This is a genomic window from Candidatus Eisenbacteria bacterium (assembly GCA_013140805.1).
In the GTDB taxonomy this organism is placed as follows: Bacteria; Eisenbacteria; RBG-16-71-46; order RBG-16-71-46; family RBG-16-71-46; genus JABFRW01.
The window spans coordinates 37,397-56,379 of sequence record JABFRW010000055.1 but is presented as its reverse complement, the minus strand read 5'-3'; the positions used below and the strand labels follow the sequence as shown (position 1 = coordinate 56,379).

Annotated in this window: 16 protein-coding genes and 1 pseudogene; 15 read left to right on the top strand and 2 right to left on the bottom strand. The window is 67.9% G+C overall.

Annotation, left to right across the window (positions count from 1 at the left end; translation table 11 throughout):
- Positions 1-73 precede the first annotated feature (73 nt).
- The 12 genes and pseudogenes from HOP12_05280 to recO all read left to right on the top strand — a co-directional run bounded on the left by HOP12_05280 (position 74) and on the right by recO (position 12,930).
- On the top strand, positions 74-568 hold the full coding sequence (locus tag HOP12_05280) for a (2Fe-2S)-binding protein (GenBank protein ID NOT33568.1): 495 nt from the start codon (positions 74-76) through the stop codon (positions 566-568).
- Positions 565-1,443, top strand: a complete 879-nt coding sequence (locus HOP12_05275; protein NOT33567.1) for a hypothetical protein — start codon at positions 565-567, stop codon at positions 1,441-1,443. Before HOP12_05280 ends, HOP12_05275 begins: the two co-directional genes overlap by 4 nt.
- A 30-nt stretch (positions 1,444-1,473) precedes the next feature.
- Positions 1,474-2,256, top strand: coding sequence for an enoyl-CoA hydratase/isomerase family protein (locus tag HOP12_05270; protein NOT33566.1), 783 nt, complete (start codon positions 1,474-1,476; stop codon positions 2,254-2,256).
- 74 nt (positions 2,257-2,330) lie between these two features.
- A pseudogene (locus HOP12_05265) lies at positions 2,331-4,279 on the top strand (ATP-grasp domain-containing protein).
- 2 nt (positions 4,280-4,281) lie between these two features.
- Entirely contained in the window at positions 4,282-5,337 is a 1,056-nt protein-coding gene (locus HOP12_05260) for an AI-2E family transporter (GenBank protein ID NOT33565.1), read from the top strand.
- Positions 5,338-5,682: 345 nt separating this feature from the next.
- Entirely contained in the window at positions 5,683-6,849 is a 1,167-nt protein-coding gene (locus tag HOP12_05255) for a PhoH family protein (GenBank protein ID NOT33564.1), read from the top strand.
- Between the two features lie 58 nt (positions 6,850-6,907).
- A complete protein-coding gene (locus tag HOP12_05250) occupies positions 6,908-9,130 on the top strand; it encodes an HDIG domain-containing protein (GenBank protein ID NOT33563.1) in 2,223 nt (740 codons plus the stop codon).
- A gap of 9 nt (positions 9,131-9,139) precedes the next feature.
- On the top strand, positions 9,140-9,601 hold the full coding sequence (locus HOP12_05245; protein ID NOT33562.1) for a DUF2214 family protein: 462 nt from the start codon (positions 9,140-9,142) through the stop codon (positions 9,599-9,601).
- A gap of 32 nt (positions 9,602-9,633) precedes the next feature.
- On the top strand, positions 9,634-10,074 hold the full coding sequence (ybeY, locus tag HOP12_05240) for an rRNA maturation RNase YbeY (protein NOT33561.1): 441 nt from the start codon (positions 9,634-9,636) through the stop codon (positions 10,072-10,074).
- Between the two features lie 94 nt (positions 10,075-10,168).
- Entirely contained in the window at positions 10,169-11,449 is a 1,281-nt protein-coding gene (locus HOP12_05235; protein ID NOT33560.1) for a hypothetical protein, read from the top strand.
- A gap of 49 nt (positions 11,450-11,498) precedes the next feature.
- Complete coding sequence (locus tag HOP12_05230; protein ID NOT33559.1) at positions 11,499-12,155, top strand: DUF502 domain-containing protein; 657 nt, start codon at positions 11,499-11,501, stop codon at positions 12,153-12,155.
- 4 nt (positions 12,156-12,159) lie between these two features.
- Complete coding sequence (gene recO, locus HOP12_05225) at positions 12,160-12,930, top strand: DNA repair protein RecO (GenBank protein ID NOT33558.1); 771 nt, start codon at positions 12,160-12,162, stop codon at positions 12,928-12,930.
- 48 nt (positions 12,931-12,978) lie between these two features.
- Here the strand turns inward: recO and HOP12_05220 are convergent, their stop codons facing one another.
- Together HOP12_05220 and HOP12_05215 are read right to left on the bottom strand one after the other, a co-directional pair.
- Entirely contained in the window at positions 12,979-13,503 is a 525-nt protein-coding gene (locus tag HOP12_05220) for a DinB family protein (GenBank protein NOT33557.1), read from the bottom strand.
- Between the two features lie 362 nt (positions 13,504-13,865).
- On the bottom strand, positions 13,866-14,351 hold the full coding sequence (locus HOP12_05215) for a winged helix-turn-helix transcriptional regulator (GenBank protein NOT33556.1): 486 nt from the start codon (positions 14,349-14,351) through the stop codon (positions 13,866-13,868).
- A gap of 112 nt (positions 14,352-14,463) precedes the next feature.
- Here HOP12_05215 and HOP12_05210 point away from each other — a divergent pair, with 112 nt between their 5' ends.
- From HOP12_05210 to HOP12_05200, 3 genes are read left to right on the top strand one after another with little or no spacing between them, the layout of a single operon-like run.
- Entirely contained in the window at positions 14,464-15,519 is a 1,056-nt protein-coding gene (locus HOP12_05210; GenBank protein ID NOT33555.1) for a glycine--tRNA ligase subunit alpha, read from the top strand.
- Positions 15,516-17,657 (top strand): glycine--tRNA ligase subunit beta, encoded by a 2,142-nt coding sequence (locus HOP12_05205; GenBank protein ID NOT33554.1) that lies wholly within the window; start codon positions 15,516-15,518, stop codon positions 17,655-17,657. Before HOP12_05210 ends, HOP12_05205 begins: the two co-directional genes overlap by 4 nt.
- Positions 17,654-18,958, top strand: coding sequence for an aminotransferase class I/II-fold pyridoxal phosphate-dependent enzyme (locus HOP12_05200; protein ID NOT33553.1), 1,305 nt, complete (start codon positions 17,654-17,656; stop codon positions 18,956-18,958). Before HOP12_05205 ends, HOP12_05200 begins: the two co-directional genes overlap by 4 nt.
- Positions 18,959-18,983: the final 25 nt, after the last annotated feature.

Here is an 18,983-nt window from a genome sequence, read left to right as displayed (position 1 = left end):
CGTGGCCGGCGCGCCGCGCACGACCCTCACCTTCACCGTCAACGGGCGCTCGCGCCGAGTGAACGTGCCACCCATGAAGCGCCTGCTCGACGTGCTGCGCGAAGACCTGGCGCTTACTGGCAGCAAGGAAGGTTGCGGCGAAGGCGAGTGCGGTGCGTGCAGCGTGCTGCTCAACGGCGCGCCGGTGAACTCGTGTCTGGTGCCGGCGGTCCAGTGCCAGGGGGCCAGGATCGTCACGGTCGAAGGCCTCGCGAAGGGGCCCAGGCTCACGGCACTCCAGCAGGCGTTCGTCACCATGGGTGGCGCTCAGTGCGGCATCTGCACGCCCGGCATGCTGGTGAGCGCCTCCGCACTGCTCGCCCAATCGAAGGGACGCGTGCCGAGCGCCGATCAGGTGCGCGAAGCACTGGCCGGCAATCTGTGCCGCTGCACCGGCTACGAAAAGATCATCGACGCGGTGCGTGCCGCCGCCACGCTCAAGACGGCGAAGCCCGCACGCGCGACGCCCGCAAGCGCGAAGCCTGCGCGCAAGGTATCGCCCGCTCGTCGCAAGAGCCGTGTGCGGTGAAAGCGCCGCTCTCGCAGCTCGAAGTCGTTCGCCCGCGCGATCTCGATCACGCCCTGCAGTCGCTCGCTGTCGACGACCCCGAGCTGCGACCGCTGCCGCTCGCGGGCGGCACCGACCTGTTCGTCTATCTGAACGCCGGCACGCTCGAAGCGCGGCGCTACCTCGACCTGTCGTCGCTGCGCGGGCTGCGTGGTGTGCGGGTGGGACGCGCGGCGGTCACGATCGGCGCGCTCGCGACCTTCCGACAGCTCCGCGAGCATCGCGAGATCCGGCGCCGATTGCCATCGCTGGCAGCCGCAGCGCGTGAAGTCGGAGCGTGGCAGATTCAGGAACGCGCGACGATCGCCGGCAACATCGCGAACGCCTCACCGGCCGGCGACTCGCTCCCGGTGCTGCTCGCGCACGACGCGCTGGTGCAGGTGCGCTCGGTTCGTGGCGACCGTACGCTGGCGCTCGACGACTTCTACCTCGGCTATCGCCGGCTCGCGCTGGCGGCGGACGAGTTGATCGTCGCGGTCATCATTCCATGGTCGCCACCACGCGCGCGTGCGTTCTTTCGCAAGGTCGGCACGCGGCGCGCCCAGAGTATCTCCAAGGTCGTGGTCGCAACGTTGCTGCGGCGCGGTCGCAATGGTGCGTTCGACCACGTGCGGATCGCCTACGGCAGCATGGCGCCGGTTCCGAAGCGTGCGCGTGCCGCCGAGCAGGCGCTGCTCGGGACTCGCGGTCGCGCCGCCGACATCGCGGCCGCTCGCACGGCGCTGGCGCGCGACCTCACACCGATCGACGACATCCGTTCCGAGAGCGACTACCGTATGGAAGTCGCCGGAAACGTGCTCGAGCAGTGCGTGCGCGTGGAGAACGGCGGGCGCTGATCTATGCTGCGTCGTCCGCGAGGAGCCCCGATGTCACTGGTGGAAGTCGAACGCAAGGGCCCGGTCGCCCGGGTGTGGTTCAACCGGCCCGAACTCCACAACGCCCTGTCGCCCGAAGTGGGCGCCGAGCTGGCGAAGCTCGTGCACGACCTGGAGCACGATGACGAGGTCCGCGTCGTGGTGCTCGGCGGCCGCGGGCCGTCGTTCTGCGCCGGCGCCGACATCGGCGCGATGAAGGCGTCGGCCGACGCGAGCTTCGACCAGAATCTCGCCGAGGCCGAGAAGCTCGCCGGCACCTTTGCAGCACTCGCAGACTTCCCCAAGCCGGTAGTGGGGCGCGTCCATGGTGGCGTGTATGGCGGCGGCGTCGGCTTCGTGTGCGCATGCGACATCGTGGTGGCGAGTGACGATGCGAAGTTCGGACTCACCGAAGTGCGGCTCGGTATCCTGCCCGGGATCATCAGCCCCTACGTCATTCGACGCCTGGGCGATCGCATCGCGCGCGAGCTGATGCTGACCGGTGAACGCTTCGATGCCGCGACCGCGCTGCGCCTGGGACTCGTCAACTACTTGGTCCCGTTGGCCGAACTCGACGCTCGTGTCGACGAACGGGTCGGCGAGCTGCTGAAAGGCGGCCCCGGCGCGCAGAAGCGAATCAAGATGCTGCTCGAGCTGTGGGCGGACTCGTCGTGGGAGGAATACCGCGCGGCACTGCCTCGCACGCTCGCCGAAGTGCGCTCGGGTGCCGAAGCGAAAGACGGCCTCGCCGCGTTCTTCGAGAAGCGCAAGCCCCGCTGGATGGGGCAGGAGTGAGCGCGCCGATTCGCTCGGTGCTGATCGCCAACCGCGGCGAGATTGCGTGCCGCATCGCCTCGACGCTGCGCGAGATGGGAATCCGCTCGATCGCGGTGTGTTCCGAGGCGGACCGCGGTGCGCGCCACACCCGGGTCGCGAATGAGGTGCGAGTCATCGGCCCGGCCGAACCGCGAGCTTCGTACTTGAACATCGAGGCGCTGATCGCCGCCGCGCGCGATTCGGGCGCCGACGCGATCCATCCGGGCTACGGCTTCCTGGCTGAGAACGCGGCATTTGCCGAGGCGGTGGAGGCAGCCGGGCTCGTCTTCATCGGTCCGACCGCGGCACAGATTCGCGCGATGGGCGACAAGCGAGCGGCGCGAGCACTCGCGATCCGCGCCGGGGTGCCGGTGGTGCCGGGCGCCGAAGGGGCCGATGCGGACGCGCTGGTGGCGGCCGCCCTCAAGATCGGTTGGCCGGTGATGGTCAAAGCCGCGCTCGGCGGCGGCGGCAAGGGCATGCGTGCGGTGAGCGACGCGGACGGCCTGCGCGAGGCGATCGAGAGCGCGCAGCGGCTCGCGGCCGCGGCCTTCGGAGACTCAGCGATCTATCTGGAAAAGCGGCTCGAACGCGCTCGCCACATCGAAGTGCAGGTGCTCGGTGACGGCAATGGGCGCGCGATCCACCTGTGGGAGCGTGAGTGTTCACTGCAACGCCGCCACCAGAAGGTGATCGAAGAGTGTCCGTCGACTGCGGTGGGCGACGCACTGCGCGAACGCATGACCCACGCGGCGGTGGCGCTCGCCAGGGAAGTCGACTATCGGGGCGCCGGTACGCTCGAGTTCCTGCTGGCGCCCGACGGCGCGTTCTACTTTCTCGAGATGAACACGCGCCTGCAGGTCGAACACCCAGTCACCGAACTCGTGACGGGTCTCGACCTGGTGCGGCTGCAACTCGAAGTCGCGGCCACCGGCAAGCTCCCGATCTCTCAGAATGACGTGCCGCGCAACGGCCATGCGATCGAGGCGCGCGTGTACGCCGAAGATGCGGCGCGCGGATTTCTGCCGCAGGCGGGGGAACTGGCGCGTGTGCGCTGGCCGCGCGCACCGTTCGTGCGCGTGGACACCGGGGTCGAGAGTGGCGACAGGGTGCCGGTCCACTACGACCCGATTCTCGCCAAGGTGATCGCGTGGGGGCCGACTCGCGAACGCGCGCTCGACCGATTGACCCACGCGCTCGACGAGAGCCTGGCGCATGGAGTGATCACCAACCTGCCGTTCCTGCGTGCGCTCACGCGGGCGGACCAGGTGCGGCGGGCTGCGTTCGACACCGAGTGGATCGAGCGCGAGTTCCTGGCCGGCTTCGCCGCGCTTGCCGCGGCTCCGGCGCCGGAACTCGCGCTGATCGCGGCGGCGCTCTCGGATGCCGGCGCGCTCGGTGGAGTGACTGTAGCGGCCGCGACGAATGGCGGCGCTTCGAATGCCGACGAGCCCGCGACGGCTTCACCCTACGCGGCACTCGGCGCCTGGCGTCATCCGGGGCTAGGCTGATGCGCTCGAACTGGCGGGATGGCGAACGCTCGCGCGCGGTCGAGCTCGCAGCACTCGGACCGGGGCGGTGGCGTGCCACCGTCGATGGCGCGCCGATCGAAGTGACGGTCGAGCCGCTCGGTGACGATCGCTGGAAGCTGATTTCGGAGGCCGGCTCGATCGCCGTCGAGGTCACCCGTGTGGGTGCGCGGCGCTTCGTACGGCTCGCCGAACTCGACTTCGTGCTCGAGCGCGAGGTGGCCGGCCGCAAGCGCAGCGGCGGAACCGCGTCGGGCAGCCTCGAAGCGCCGATGCCTGGTGTCGTCACGCGCGTGCTCGTGAAGGTCGGCGAAACGGTCAGCAAGGCTCAGCCGCTGCTGGCGATCGAGGCCATGAAGATGGAGCACGTGATCCGTGCGCCGCACGCCGGCGTCGTGAAGACGATTGCGGCTCGGGTCGGCGAAATGGTTCAGAGCGGCCGAGCGCTGGTCGAACTCGACGGTTCGGCCTGAGCATGCCAGCGACCACGACGCCGTCCGCGACTCGCACCGCCCTGCTCACCGTCGGGCTGCTGGCGGTCGCGATCACACTCTGGACGCTCCGCGACGTGCTGATGCTGGTCGGTTTCGCGGCGCTCATCGCCTACGTGCTGGACCCGGTCGTGATTGCGATCGAGCGGATCCGCATGCGAGGCACAGGGCCCTCGCGGCGCTTCGCGGCCGCCGCGGTGATGCTGCTGCTGGTGGTGGGCGGCGGACTCACGCTCGCGTTCGCGATTCCACGACTGATTTCGGAAGTGAGCGACCTGCTCCAACGGCTCCCGACCGCACTGCAGCGACTGGTTGCGACCATCAACTACATGGCGGCACACAATCCCACCATCGATGCGCTCAAGCCGGACAATCGTCCGCTGATCGATCTCGAGACGTTGCTGTCCGAGGCCGGGACCCTGGCGGTTGCGACGCTGCGTGGCCTGGTCGGCAATCTGGGCGGCGTGCTGGGCCTGGCACTCACGCCGATGCTCGCCTACTACCTGCTCGCCGAAGCCGATGACGTGCACACCAGTGCGATGGGATTCGTGCCGGCGGCGGCCCAGTCACGCGTCGGCGAGATCCTGTCGGAAGTCGACCGGGCGCTGCGCAGCTACGTGCGCGGTCAGGCGGTGGTGTGCGCGATCGTGGGCGGTGCGGTCGCGATCGCCGCGTGGTTGATCGGGCTGCCGGTTCCGTTGCTGCTGGGAGCCCTCGCGGGCGTCGCCGAGATCGTTCCGATCCTCGGCTTCTGGTCCGCCGCGGTGGTGATCGTGATCGCCGGGTTCAGCGTGGATCCGTCACATGCGTTGTGGGGCGTGATCGCCTACGTCGGGATCAACCAGCTCGCCGGGCAGTTCGTGACCCCGCAGGTGATGGGACGTCACATGAAGATGCACCCGTTCGTGATTCTGGTCAGCATCCTGGCCGGCGGGGCGATGCTCGGCGCCGGCGGCGCGGTGCTCGCGCTGCCGCTTGCGGCCGCGGTGCAGTCGATCGTTTCGAACCTGGCCGCGCACCGAGGCGGCGCCAGGCGCTGAGCGCCTCGTCGCTCGGCGAATGCGAGCGCGCCCTCGAAGGACGCGGGTCCGAACCCTGCGGTCAGGAATCCATAAACTCTCGGACTCGATCGCCGATAAGAACATCGAACCAGGCGCTCGGCGTTGACGCTCCAACGGACGGATGCTAACGTTCGCAGCGCTGTGGACCGGAGGACTAACGCTCTGCAACCACGCAAGCGTCCGCAGAAGGACTACCCTGGAAACTTTCGGGTTGGTCGTACGACACGCCCAGACTCTGCGTCTCCATCCAGCTCCCGATCGGGCCCTCCTCGAGGTCCCCACGGTCGGGAGTTTCGTGTTTTCTCAGGTCGCGAGGGAGTCGAAGTGACGGTTCGGAAATTTCCCATCGAACATCTCGATCCGATTGCCGTGCTCGGTCAGAACGACGCAAACCTGCGTCTGATCGAACGCGAGCTTCCGGTCCGCATCACGCTGCGCGACGGCACCATCACCGTGGCCGGCGAAGCCGACGCCGTTTCGACCGCCGCCGACGCCTTCAAGCAGATGGTGGAACTGGCCGAGCGCGGCAAGCACGTCGAAGAGGCGGATGTGATCACGGTGCTCGGCGCCGGGGATCGCAACGGCAACGGCGGCGCGAACGGCAACGGACTGCGACTCGCCGAGGCTTACGACGGCGCGCCCGGCTATGCGTTCGATCGCAAGGCGGTGCGTGCGCGCACGCCGATGCAGGCCAGCTATCTCAAGGCGCTCGAGGAACACGAAGTCGTGTTCGCGATCGGGCCGGCCGGCACCGGCAAGACCTACCTCGCGGTTGCGGCCGCCGTGCAGGCGCTGCGTCAGAAGAAGATCGACAAGATCATCCTGGTGCGCCCTGCCGTCGAGGCCGGCGAAAACCTCGGCTTCCTGCCGGGCGACATGCAGGAGAAGGTGGATCCGTACCTGCGCCCGATGTACGACGCGCTGTCGGATCTCATGACCTACGACAAGATGCGCCGCTACATCGAGCTCGGCGTGATCGAGATCGCGCCGCTCGCGTTCATGCGCGGCCGCACGTTGCATCGCGCGTTCGTGATCCTCGACGAAGCACAGAACACCACCGTGCGTCAGATGAAGATGTTCCTGACCCGCCTGGGCGTGGAGTCGCGCGCGGTCATCACCGGCGACGTCACGCAGATCGATCTCAAGGATCCCGAGACTTCGGGGCTGGTGCGCATCCAGCACATCCTCGGCTCGATTCCGGGGATTCACTTCGTGTACTTCCATCCCGAAGACGTCGTGCGCCATCGCCTCGTGCGCCACATCATCATCGCCTTCGACGAATTCCACGCGCGGCAGAATGGCAAGGCCGACGACGGGGTGGGCTCCAGCTACGAGCCCGTGACGCCCCATGCCGAACTGCCGGGTGCCGGTCCCGAAGGTGCCGTCGCGCCCCCGGGAGGCGTTGCGCCAGGTGCGGTCACGGGCGCGGATTCACGGGGCGACGAGCCCTCGACGGGCGGCGGTTCGCCCCGGCGCGGCCCGCTGCTGTAGCGTCGTGCGCGTGAGCTGCCCGTAGGGCTCGCGTCGGACTTCGCTCTTCGAGGCGACCATGACGGTTCTCGACAACTCGACGTTACCGGCGCTGCCCGATCGTCAGCGTTCGCTCCCGATCGCCTACTGGGCGGTGCGGGTCGCGCTGGTCGCGGTGCTGCTGACCCTGGCCGCGTGGCTTCCGGGACGCGGCGGTGAGTCGCGACGCAGTTATCGCCTCGGCGACATCGCGCGCGAACGGGTCGTGGCGCCGATGGCGTTTCGGATCCAGAAAGACGAGACCGGCCTGCGGCGCGAACAGCAGCAAGCCGCCGCCGCGATCGCGCCGGTCTACGTGGTGGATCCGCGCATCTCGAGCGAAACGCTGCAGCGCTTCGCGGCGTTTCAGGAGCGCGCGCTGGGGCTGGCGCTCGATCCGGCGTTGGGGTCCGCGGATCGCGCTCAACGCCTGCGCTCGCTCGGAGTGCCGATGTCGGCGGAGGCGGCTCAGGCGCTGAGTGCCGCCGGCCGCGCACGGCGCGTGTTGCGCGAGCTCGGCGCTTCGCTCAACGAGTTGTACGCCGCCGGAGTGGTTGCCGAGAAGCGCAACGACCTGCTGCTGGGCTACCGCGCAGCGAACGTCCGAGAGGGCGAAACCGAAGCGCCGCGAGCCGCGAGCCTGCTCTACTCGCGCGACGAAGCGCTGCGATTCGTGGAGCGTCGTGCCCAGTCCGCGTTGCGTGAGGATCCGGCCGGTGCGCGGCTCGCGATCGAGCTGTCGGGGCCGTTCGTTCAGGCCAACGTGATCTATGACCGCGCCGAGACCGAATACCGGCGCGTGCAGGCCCAGGGTGCGGTTCCGACCGCGATCGGCTTCGTTCAGAAGGACGAGCTGATCGTCGACGCCAATCAGCGGATCGACGGGCCGGCGCTCCAGAAACTTCGCACGCTCGGCGACCTCGAACGCGCTCGGCTCGATCGCACCGAGTTCCTGTACCCGCCGGTCGCACGCATGCTGCTGATGCTGTTGTTCATCGCGGCATTCATGGTTTATCTGCGAGTCGAGCTGCCCGCGGTCGCGCGCGACAACGCGATGCTCACCATGTTCGCCGCACTCACCGCGGTGGTGATGCTGGTCGCCCAGGCGATGACCGGCATGCTCGAGCTGCCCGAGTTCACAGTCCCGCTGGCGATCGCGCCGCTGGTCGTCGCCTCGCTCATGGAGAAGCGCCCGGCGCTGGTGTTCACGCTGCTGCTGGCGGTCGCGGTCACCGTGATCGTCGAGCTGACGCCGCCGTTCGTGCCGGTCGCCGTGATGGGCGGCATCACCGCGGTCTACTCGGTGTCGCGGCTTCGCCATCGCTGGCACTTCCTGCGCGCGAGCCTCACGATCGGGCTCGCGAATCTGGCAGCGATCCTGGCGTGGGATCTGGCGCGCGCCACGCCTCTCGAAGCGCTGGCGAAAGACGCAATGTGGGGAGCGCTCAACAGCTTCCTCGCGATCTCGATCGCATTCGTGCTGCTTCCGGTCATGGAGCACCTGCTGGGGCTGACCTCGGACATCACGCTGCTCGAGCTGTCGGACCTCAATCGGCCGATGCTCAAGCGCCTGCAGCTCGAGGCACCCGGCACGTACCACCACAGCATGGTGGTCGGCAGCCTCGCCGAGTCGGCCGCCGAGGCGACCAGTGCGAATTCGCTGCTGGCGCGCGTGATGGCCTACTACCACGACATCGGAAAGCTCGCGAAGCCCGAGTACTACGCCGAGAACGAGCCCGCATCGGTGCGCAGCCGGCACGATCGGCTGACGCCCAGCATGAGCACGCTGGTGGTCAAGTCGCACATCACCGAGGGACTCGAACTGGCGCGCAAAGAGCGGCTGCCCAAGGCGGTCGCGACCGCGATACCGGAGCACCATGGCACCATGGTGATGGCGTTCTTCTACCACAAGGCACTCGAGCAGGATCCGGGTGCGCGGCGCGAGGACTTCTGCTACCCGGGTCCCAAGCCGCGCTCGCGCGAGACCGCGATCCTGATGCTCGCCGACGGCGTCGAGGGTGCTTCTCGGGCGCTCGCCGAGCCGAGCCCCAGCCGCATTCGCGGACTCGTGAGCCGCATCATCGACGAGCGCGTTCAGGAGGGTCAGCTCGAGAACAGCGGTCTGACGCTCACCGAGCTGGCCAGGATTCGTGAGGCGTTCATCCCGGTGCTGACCGCGATCTTCCACGTGCGGGCACCCTACCCCGAAGATCCACGCAAGCGCGCCCGGCAAGACGCCGAACTGCGACGCGACGCGACCTAAGGAGAGTTCATGCTTCAGTGGGCGTTCGCCGCTCTGCACCTGCTCGCATTCGGCATCGGATTCGGGGCGATCATCGGGCGGCAGCGCGCACTCAAGGGGCCGCTCGACGACGCGGGATTGAAGCACGTGTTCGCGGCCGACGCGGGGTGGGGGATCGCCGCGGTGTTGTGGATCGTCACCGGCCTCGCGCGCCTCTTCATGGGGACCGAGAAGCCGACCGACTACTACTGGGGCAATCACCTGTTCTGGACCAAGATCGCTCTGTTCGTGTTGATCGTCGCGCTCGAGATCGTCCCCATGATGACGCTCGCGCGGTGGCGCCGTCAGCGCGCCCGCAAGGAAGCGATCGACGTGAAGGCCGCACCGCTGCTGGCGCGCATCAGCCACATCCAGATGTGGCTCTCGGTGCTGATGGTGCTTGCCGCCTCGGCGATGGCACGCGGCTTCGGTCTCGCCAGCCGGTCGCCTTGATTTCGCTGACCGGTTCGCGTTCGTCGGCCCGCATGCTCACGCCTCTGCGCACGATCGTGCGTGCATCACTCGCGATCGAAGGATTGAAACCCGGCGAGATCGCGATCGTCTTGAGCGACGACGAGGAACTTCGGGTGCTCAATCGCCGCTGGCGCGGGATCGACCGGGCGACCGACGTGTTGAGCTTCGGCTACGACGAGCAGCCGCCCGAACGAGGTCGCCGCGTGCAGGGCGATCTCGTGATCTCGATGGATCGCATGGCCGAGCAGGCGAAGCGCTATCGAGTGTCGCCCGGTGAAGAGCTGACGCGCCTGGTCGTCCATGGCGCGCTGCACCTGGCCGGACACGATCACCACCGGCTCGCGGAGCGCCGGGTCATGCGCGCCGTCGAAGCCCGGGCGCTGCGGGCCAATCGCGGCGCCGCCAAGCGTTTGGACGTCTTGCTCTCGAAGGCCCGCTCCGAAAAGCGTTAGCGCAGACCCGGATTGGTGCCAGCCTCCACGGGTCTTCCCCCCCGACCTCGGCTCGGCTGGCCGACTGCGTAACCTCCGTTCGGGAGAGACCTCCATGACTCGCGCCCGGCGACGCTCCTTCCTGTTTGCGCTGGCAATCCTTGGCAGCTTCATTGCGGCTGCGACTGCTCGGGCTGCCTCCCCTGCCTCGACGGTGCTCGATGGTCCTGATGGCGGTCTGATCGTCTCGGGCACGTCGGTGGCTGGCGCGTTCCAGACCTTCGACGACTTCGACGACTATCAATTCAGCGGGATCGCAGGCGACCGCTTCCGAGCCGCGATCAAGCGGGGCGGGGGACACGTTCAGCCCGTGCTCTCGGCGTTCGGTCCCGAAACGACGACCGCGGTCGGGGATCAGCTCGACTTCACACTCGGCGCAACCGGGAGCTTCACGCTGCGAGTGATCGTGTCCGGAGGCACCGGGAATCCGGCCGGATTCCCGGTCCAGCAGGGTGGGGGCGGCACGAACCTCGGCACGATCGCGCACAAGGACTTCACGCTGCCCGCCAGCGGGACGTATCAGCTCCTGCTGAGCGAGTACAACTTCTCGAGTGGCGGTGACTACGGAATCGAGTACGTGTACTCGTTCACCGGCCAGGCCGGACAGCGTCTGCTGTTCAATCAAGTGCCGTTCTCGAACTCGCTGACGTTCGGGTTCATGACGCTCTACGGCCCGACCGACGGTCCCTCCGCGGTGGGCCAGCGACTGGAAGCGCGACTCCTGCAGTCGGGTCAGTACCTGCTGGTGCTCGAGCATGGCCGAGTGTCGGGCGACCCGACCTTCGCGATCTCGTGCACGAATCTCACCGCGGGTCCGGTCATGGGGCCCGGTGATACCGGTGGTCCGATCGGCGACGGAACGATCTACGCGGGCTCGATCGTGTCCGCGACCGAAACGGACGCTTGCTTCTTCCACGCGAGCCCCGACCAGGCGTTCACGATCGACGCGGTGACTCAGTCAGGCTCGCTCGACACTCGCATGAGCATCTATCCACCCACGGGCGGACCCGCGATGCAGAGTTCGACGGCCGATCATGTGAACTTCAACGCGCCGCTCGAGGGGACGTACACGCTGCTCGTCGAGGACGGGAGCGGCATCGGTACCGGCGAGTACCGGCTCTCGTTCGCGGGCGGAGAGGCGGCGGTCGGCGTGGATCCGCGCGGGCGGGATCTCACCCGCGTCGCGCTCGCGGATCGGCGGGTCGAGGCCGGTCCGGGCCGGATGGTCTGGGACGGACGCGACGCCGAGGGGCGCCGAGTCCCGGCCGGGCTCTACTTCGCGACGATTCGAGGCGAGCGCGAGTCCGTGGTCCGGAAGATCGCCCGCATCGAGTGATCCTGCCGCGTGACGTGTGCCCCGAGTCCGCGTTACATTCCGCGGCCCGATGCCTGACTCCGTCGACCACTCGAATGGCAAGCCGAGCCTGATCGCGCGCATTCGCAACCAGCTGCTGACCGGGCTGCTGGTGCTGGCGCCGACCGTGATCACGCTGTGGATCTTGTTCCGCCTCGTCAACTGGGTGGACAACCTGCTCGGGCGCTACCTGCGCTTCGCAGCGATGGACTACCAGCGCATTCCAGGTATCGGGCTGCTGGCCACGCTGGTGCTGCTGGTGCTGGTCGGCTGGGTCACCTCACGACTCGGCAGCGCCTCGCTCGGCCGGGTGTGGGATCGGCTGCTGCTGCGCATTCCCGGCGTCGGCATCGTCTATGGCTCGACCAAGTCGCTCGGCGAGGCGTTTCTCACCAAGCGCGAAGGGCAGGCGTTCAAGCAGGTCGTGCTGATCCCGTGGCCTCATGACGGCATGTGGCGTGTCGGCTTCGTGACCGGCCGCGCCGCCAGCGATGTGCGCGAGAAGCTCGGCGAGGACATCGAAGTGGTGTTCGTTCCGCACACGCCGAATCCGGCCTCGGGGTTCGTCCACTACGTGCCGCGGCCGTCGCTCGTCTATGTGAACTGGACGATCGAGGACGGACTCAAGGTGATCGTCTCGGGCGGCATCGTTCAGCCGCCGGCGGCCCACTCCGACCGACTCGAGTAGAGGCATGGCGCTCACGCGGACCGAGGGCGTTGTGATTCGCGCCTTCGCGCTCGGCGACACGAGCCGCATCGTGGTCGTCTACACCCGCGACCTGGGCCTCATCAAGCTGGTCGCCAAGGGTGCTCGCAAGGCGCCGAGTCGGTTCGGATTCGCGCTTGAGCCTCTGTCGTTCTCGCGCTTCGTCCTCTATTACAAGCCGGATCGCGACCTGCAGCTCGTCTCGCAGGCCGAAACCATCGAAGCGATGGGAAGTTCGATCGGAAGTCTCGAACGGCTCGCGCATGCCGAAGCCGCGCTCGAACTGATCGATCGGCTGGTGTGGGGAGAGGAGCCGCACGCCGAACTCTACGACCTGCTGCGCGCGACACTCGGCCAGCTCGAGCGTGCACCGATCGGCGCGCTGGCGGCGGTGACGCTCGCCTATCAGCTCCAGGTCGCGAGCCTGCTCGGCTATCGCCCGCGGTTGGACCGCTGCGCCTCGTGCGGCCAGCCGATCTCGCCGCGCCGCGTGTTCTCGCCGGTGCGAGGAGGCATGTTGTGCGACCGCTGCGCGGCACTCGAGGCCGGCTCGATCCTGCTGTCGGCCGATGCACTGGCCGGGCTGTCGCTGCTGCTCACGCGGCCCGTCGAGGAGGCCGGCCAGTTCGCCGAGGTACAGCGAGCGGGCGAACTTCTGAAGGCAGTCGAGGCGTTCTACCGTCATCACTTCCAGCGCTTTCAGGGACTGCGTTCGCTGGAAATGCTGAAGTCGCTGCGAAGCGGGGAAGAGCAGTAGCGAAGCGGCTCGACCGATCGGCCGAGCCGCATGCGGGGCGAGCGACGGTCAGGCCCTCATCGCCTCGGTGGCCATGGCGAACGGATTCTCGTCGGCCGACGGACCATAGATCGACGGCACCGGCACGTTCAGTTCGCGCAGATAGACGGACAGCTGTCCGCGATGGTGGTAGGTGTGATTCAGCATGATCGCGCGCAACAGTCCGATGCGCGGCACCGCGAAGACGGGCTTGCCGCCCAGCGTACCCGTCCAGGTTTCCATGATCTTGCGATCGTCCATGCGGCCCAGGTGTTCCTTCGCGCGCGCCATGCTGGTGTCGAAGGCATCGAGGATCTCCTTCACGTTTCCGGGATCCACCTCGGGCGGACCGTTTTCGAACTGAAAGGTGTCGAGATGCGAAAGCTCGGCGAGCGCTCCGGGAACGCCCGCGACATGCATTGCGAGCTGGCCCAGCGTGCGTGACCGGGGATGCGGCCGCCAGCCGAGCTGGTCGCCCGGCACGCGTTCGAGCATGCGGCGGGTGGTCGCGGCTTCCTGTTCAAGTTCCGAATACAGCGCATCGGACATCGACATGTCGTGCTCCCTTCGAGTGAGTCAGGCGCGGGAAGCGCCGGTGTGTGGTGTGAACTAGCGAATCGCCATCGCGGCTTCGAGCTGGGCGAGGCATCCGGTCCAGCCCTTGTTGTGCTCCTCGCGCTCCGCCTCGGTGTTGAAGCGCTCGTGCGTCAGCACCAGCCGGGTGCCCGCACGATCCGGGAACAGCTCGATCGTGAGCAGCGTCACGAGATCGGCGGGCTGATGCTCCCAGTGCCAGGTCATCACGAGCCTGGTGGGGCGGGTGACTTCCTGGAACACGCCGGTCGGAGCGAAGACCTTGCCGTCCGGCGAGTGCATCTCCCAGCGAAAGTGCCCCCCCGGCCGCGCATCCAGCTGTGTCACGACGGTGGTGAATTCTTTCGCCGGCGCGAACCAGCGCGCGAGCGCTTCGGTTTGCGTCCACGCGTCGAAGACCCGCTCGGGTGCCGCCGCGAGCGTGCGCTCGATTCGGAGGGTGATGGTGGTGGGTTGAGTGGCCATGATTTCTCCTGTTTCGGACGCGTCTCCGCGAGGAACTTCTCGAGAGCGTCGAGGCGGGATTCCCAGAAGCGGCGATGCTGCTCGAGCCATCGCGTGACTTCATCGAGTGGCGCCGTCGAGAGCACGATGCGATGCGTGCGCCCCTCGATGCGGCGGGCGAGCAGACCCGCGTTCTCAAGCACCCGCAGGTGCTTGGAGACCGCGGGGAGCGACATGTCGAACGGATCCGCGAGTTCGCTCACGGTCGCGGCGGAACGGGCCAGACGTTCGAGGATCGCGCGACGGGTGGGGTCGGCGAGGGCGGCGAACGCGGCGTCGAGTGAAGCCGGCTGATAGTTAACCATGTGGTTAAGTAAAACGCGGCGCGCGGCGGAAGGCAAGAGCTTTTTCGTCCATGATAGCATGCGCGGCTTCGAGAACCCGGAACCGTCCGATCGACCCCGAGAGCCGCTCCCGATGTCCTTGCTCGACCCCAAACGAAGCCTGCAGGCCATGATGCTCGCGCTCGAGACGTTCTGGGCCGAGCGCGGCTGCGTGATCCAGCATCCGTATCCGTCCGAGGTCGGCGCCGGCACGTTCAACCCGGCCACGTTCCTTCGCTCGCTCGGGCCCGAGCCGTGGCGGGTGGCATTCGTCGAGCCCTCGCGACGCCCCAAAGACGGCCGCTACGGTGAGAACCCCAACCGTTTCCAGCAGTTCTTCCAGTACCAGGTGCTGCTCAAGCCCTCGCCCGGCGACGTGGTCGAGCTCTATTTCGAGTCGCTGCGAGCGATCGGCTTCGAGCCGCGCGAGCACGACCTGCGACTGGTCGAGGACGACTGGGAGTCGCCGACGCTGGGTGCTGCGGGGCTGGGCTGGCAGGTGCTGATGGACGGCACCGAGATCTCTCAGTTCACCTACTTCCAGCAGTGCGGTGGACTCGAGTTGCCGCTCATCTCGGCTGAGCTGACCTACGGACTCGATCGCATCGGCATGATGCTGCAGCAGAAGGACCGCGTTCAGGATCTGGCGTGGGCGCCGGAGCGCCGCGATGCCGGCGGAGCGGTGATCGCTCCGGCGGTGACGTGGGGCGACCTGTGGGTGCGCAACGAATGGGAGTGGTCGCACTACAACTTCGATCAGGCGCCGGTCGATGACCTGTTCGCGATGTTCAAGATCTGGGAGCGCGAAGCCACGCGACTGCTGGACCTCAAGCTGGTGGCGCCCGGCTACGACGCGGTGATCAAGTGCTCGCATCTCTTCAATCTGCTCGATGCGCGCGGCGCGATCTCGGTGAGCGAACGCGTCGGCTACATCGGGCGCGTGCGGAAGATCGCGCGCCTCGCGGCCCTCGCGTACCACCATCTGCGTGCCGAGCTCGGCTATCCGCTGATTGTCGACGCGTCCGAGCGCGAGCGCTGGCTGACGGTCTATCGCGAGCAGCAGGAGCGCGCGAAGGGCGGCAGGAAGGGCGCGAAGGCGGATGCGCCGAAGAGCGGCGCCGCGGCCGACTCGACGGGGGGTGGCGCGTGATTCGCGACCTGTTGTTCGAGATCGGCGTCGAGGAAATCCCGGCCGGCTACGTGCCGCCGGCTCTCGAGCAGATCGAGGTCGCGGCGCACGCCATGCTTCGCGAACTGCGACTCACGCACGGCGCGATCGAGACCTGGGGCACGCCCCGCCGACTGGTGCTCTCGGTGCGAGCGATCGCGGATCGCCAGCCGGACCTCGACGAAGAGCTGATGGGCCCCGCGGTCAAAGCCGCTTTCGATGCCGAGGGCAAGCCGACCAAGGCGCTGCTCGGATTCTGCACCGGTCGCGGCGTCGACGTGTCGCAGGTGCGTCGCGTGGAGACTCCGAAGGGCGAATACGTCGCAGTGACCGTGCATCGCATCGGTCAGCACGCGATCGAAGTCCTGCCGGCGGCACTCGCGACGCTTGCCACCCGCATCCAGTTCCCGAAGAGCATGCGGTGGCTCGACGACGACACACGTTTCGCGCGTCCGGTGCGCTGGCTGTTGTGCCTGCTCGGCGCGGACGTTGTGCCGGTGCAGGCGTTCCAACTCGTCGCCGGTCGCATCACCTACGGGCATCGATTTCTGGCGCCCGCGGCACTCGAGGTGATCGATGCGAATGCGTATTCGAAGTCGCTGGAATCCGTGCACGTGATCGTCGATCACGCGGCGCGATCCGCTCGTCTCGGCGCCGCGATCGATTCGGTGGCGAGCGCCGAACGCGGCCGTGTGGTCGTCGATCCCGAGCTGATCGAGATCAACAACTTCCAGGTCGAGCGCGCGACCGTATTCGCCGGCCACTTCGACGCACGCTATCTCGATCTGCCGCGCGAGGTGATCATCACCGCACTGCGCGAGCACCAGCGCTTCTTCTCGGTCGAAGACGCGAACGGTGCGCTGATGCCACTGTTCCTGGCGGTGCGAAACGGTGACGAGCGCGGGCTCGAGTTCGTGCGCAAGGGCAATCAGGACGTGCTCGTCGCGCGGCTCGAGGACGCGCGTTTCTACTGGGACACCGACTTGAAGCACGCGCCCGCCGAGCGCGTCTCGGCGCTCGACTCGGTGGTGTGGATGGAAGGCCTCGGCACGTTGCGCGAGAAGGCCGCGCGCCTCGACGAACTCGCCACGTGGCTCGCGGCACGCCTGGCGCCCGCGACCACCGCCACCGTTCAGCGCGCGGCACTGCTGTGCAAGACCGACCTGCTGGGCGAGATGATCGGCAGCGGCAAGGAGTACGCAAGCCTCGAGGGCGTGATGGGCGGGCACTACGCGCGCCGGGCGGGCGAACCCGAAGCGGTCGCGGTCGCGATTGCGGAGCACTATCGGCCGCGTGGGGCGAGTGATGCGTTGCCGTCCAGCGAAGCCGGCGCGGTGCTGTCGCTCGCGGACAAGCTCGACCACATCGCGGGTGCCTTCGTGGCCGGCAAGATTCCAAGCGGGAGCGAAGACCCGTATGGCGTGCGTCGCGCAGCGAACGGTGCGCTGCGACTGCTGATCGAGCGCGGCTGGAACCTCGACCTGCGCGCCGCCACCATGGAGATGACGCGCGTGCTGTTCGCCGCCGATCCGGAGCTCGCGCAGGCCGAGATCGTGAAGAAGCTGGGCGAGTTCTGGCGCGGTCGCGTGGATGCCGCACTCGAGGAGCGCGGTATCGCCTACGACACGCGCGAAGCCGCGCTCGAAGCCCAGATCGTCATGGAGGGCGCGCCACGGCCGCGCCCGGGCTGGGTAGATCCGAGCGATTGCCTGACGCGCGCGCGAACCCTGGCCGCGTTTCGCTCCGATCCGCGCTTCGAGCCGCTCGTGGTGCTGTTCAAGCGGGTCGCGAACATTCTCACCAAGTCGACCGAGACGCTGCCGCCGTCACTCGATGCCGCGCGGCTCACCGAACCGGCCGAACGCGAGCTGCTGGCGGCACTCGAGCGGGCGCGCAAGGTGACCGCTCCACTCTGGGAAAAGCGCGGGTACGATCTCATCCTGCCGGAGCTGCTCGGCCTCGAGACCGCGATCCACGGCTTCTTCGACGCCGTGATGGTCAACGCCGAAGACGCCGGGCTGCGGCTCAATCGCCTGCGCCTGCTGTCCGAGGTACGCGATCTGTTCCTGCGCGGCTGGGATCTGTCGCGCATCGTGGTCGAGGGCGAGCGAAGCGCGTGAGCCCGGACGCCCGCACCGCGTCTGCCGCCGGCGACGTCACCGACGCTTCGCTCTCGAAGCTCGCGCGTGGGCTGATCGGCTCCGAGGTGTTGCGCATCGCCGCCGAGGTGCGCGCGCTGGTCGCATCGGGCACTCCGGTCTGCAATCTCACGGTCGGCGACTTCGATCCGCGCGAGTTTCCTCTGCCGAAGGCGCTGCTCGAAGGAATCCCGAGAGCACTGGCCGCCGGACACTCGAACTACCCGCCGTCCAACGGAGTGCTCGAGCTGCGTCAGTCGGTCGCGCGGTTCTTCAAGCGCGAGCTCGGGCTCGACTACCCGATCGAATCGGTCGTGATCGCGGGCGGTGCGCGACCGCTCATCTATGCCAGCTACCTGGCGCTGCTCGATCGGGGTGACGCAGTGGCGTTCCCGGTGCCGTCGTGGAACAACAACCACTATGCGTATCTGGCCGGCGCCAGGCCGCTGCCGCTGGAAGTCACGCGCGAGCATGCGTTCCACCCCACGCCCGAGCAGGTCGCGTCTGTGATCGGCGACGTGCAGCTGATCTCGCTCTCGACTCCGCTCAATCCGACCGGCACCACGATGGACCCCGAAGTGCTGCGAGCGATCTCGAAAATCGTAGTGGACGAGAATGCGCGGCGTTCGGCGCGTGGCGAACGGCTGGTGTTCCTGTTGTTCGACCAGGTGTACTGGTTGCTCGCATTCGAGAACGGCCGCGCGACGGCACCGCCGGTGCTGCTGCCTGAGGTGATGCCTTACACGGTGCTGATCGACGCCGCCTCGAAGTCGTTCGCCGCGACCGGACTGCGCGTGGGCTGGGCGCTCGCCGCACCCGCGGTCGCCGCGCGGCTCTCGGACCTGCTGGGTCACATCGGCGCGTGGGCGCCCAAGGCGGAGCAGATCGCGATCGCGCAGTTCCTCGACGACGCACCCGCCTGCGCCGCCTTCCGCGCCGAGATGCACGAGCGGCTTCGCGCGCGGCTCAGCGCACTTCACCGCGGGCTATCCCAGCTGCAGAAGCGCGGATTCCCGATCGAATCGGTCGAACCGGAGGGGACGCTCTACCTGTCGATGCGCCTCGATCTGTTCGGTCGTACGGTCGCGGGCCGCGAGATCCGCACCAACGAGGACCTGCGAAGGCTGCTGCTCGAGGAAGCGGGGCTCGCCGTCGTCCCGTTCCAGGCGTTTGCGCTCCGGCGCGAGAACGGGTGGATGCGACTGTCGGTGGGTGCGGTCTCGGTCGAGGCGATCGAAGCAGGGATGAAGCGACTCGCTTCATTGCTCGAGGGCGTGGTGTAGCCCCGGTCGGGTTACAGTGTCTTGC

Bases quoted from the DNA above. Each gene is read 5' to 3' on its own strand.
- HOP12_05280 (NOT33568.1), top strand. From the start codon at position 74: ATGAAGCGCCTGCTCGACGTGCTGCGCGAAGACCTGGCGCTTACTGGC.
- HOP12_05270 (NOT33566.1), top strand. From the start codon at position 1,474: ATGTCACTGGTGGAAGTCGAACGCAAGGGCCCGGTCGCCCGGGTGTGG.
- HOP12_05260 (NOT33565.1), top strand. From the start codon at position 4,282: ATGCCAGCGACCACGACGCCGTCCGCGACTCGCACCGCCCTGCTCACC.
- HOP12_05250 (NOT33563.1), top strand. From the start codon at position 6,908: ATGACGGTTCTCGACAACTCGACGTTACCGGCGCTGCCCGATCGTCAG.
- HOP12_05245 (NOT33562.1), top strand. From the start codon at position 9,140: ATGCTTCAGTGGGCGTTCGCCGCTCTGCACCTGCTCGCATTCGGCATC.
- ybeY (NOT33561.1), top strand. From the start codon at position 9,634: ATGCTCACGCCTCTGCGCACGATCGTGCGTGCATCACTCGCGATCGAA.
- HOP12_05235 (NOT33560.1), top strand. From the start codon at position 10,169: ATGACTCGCGCCCGGCGACGCTCCTTCCTGTTTGCGCTGGCAATCCTT.
- HOP12_05230 (NOT33559.1), top strand. From the start codon at position 11,499: ATGCCTGACTCCGTCGACCACTCGAATGGCAAGCCGAGCCTGATCGCG.
- recO (NOT33558.1), top strand. From the start codon at position 12,160: ATGGCGCTCACGCGGACCGAGGGCGTTGTGATTCGCGCCTTCGCGCTC.
- HOP12_05220 (NOT33557.1), bottom strand. From the start codon at position 13,503: ATGTCGATGTCCGATGCGCTGTATTCGGAACTTGAACAGGAAGCCGCG.
- HOP12_05215 (NOT33556.1), bottom strand. From the start codon at position 14,351: ATGGTTAACTATCAGCCGGCTTCACTCGACGCCGCGTTCGCCGCCCTC.
- HOP12_05210 (NOT33555.1), top strand. From the start codon at position 14,464: ATGTCCTTGCTCGACCCCAAACGAAGCCTGCAGGCCATGATGCTCGCG.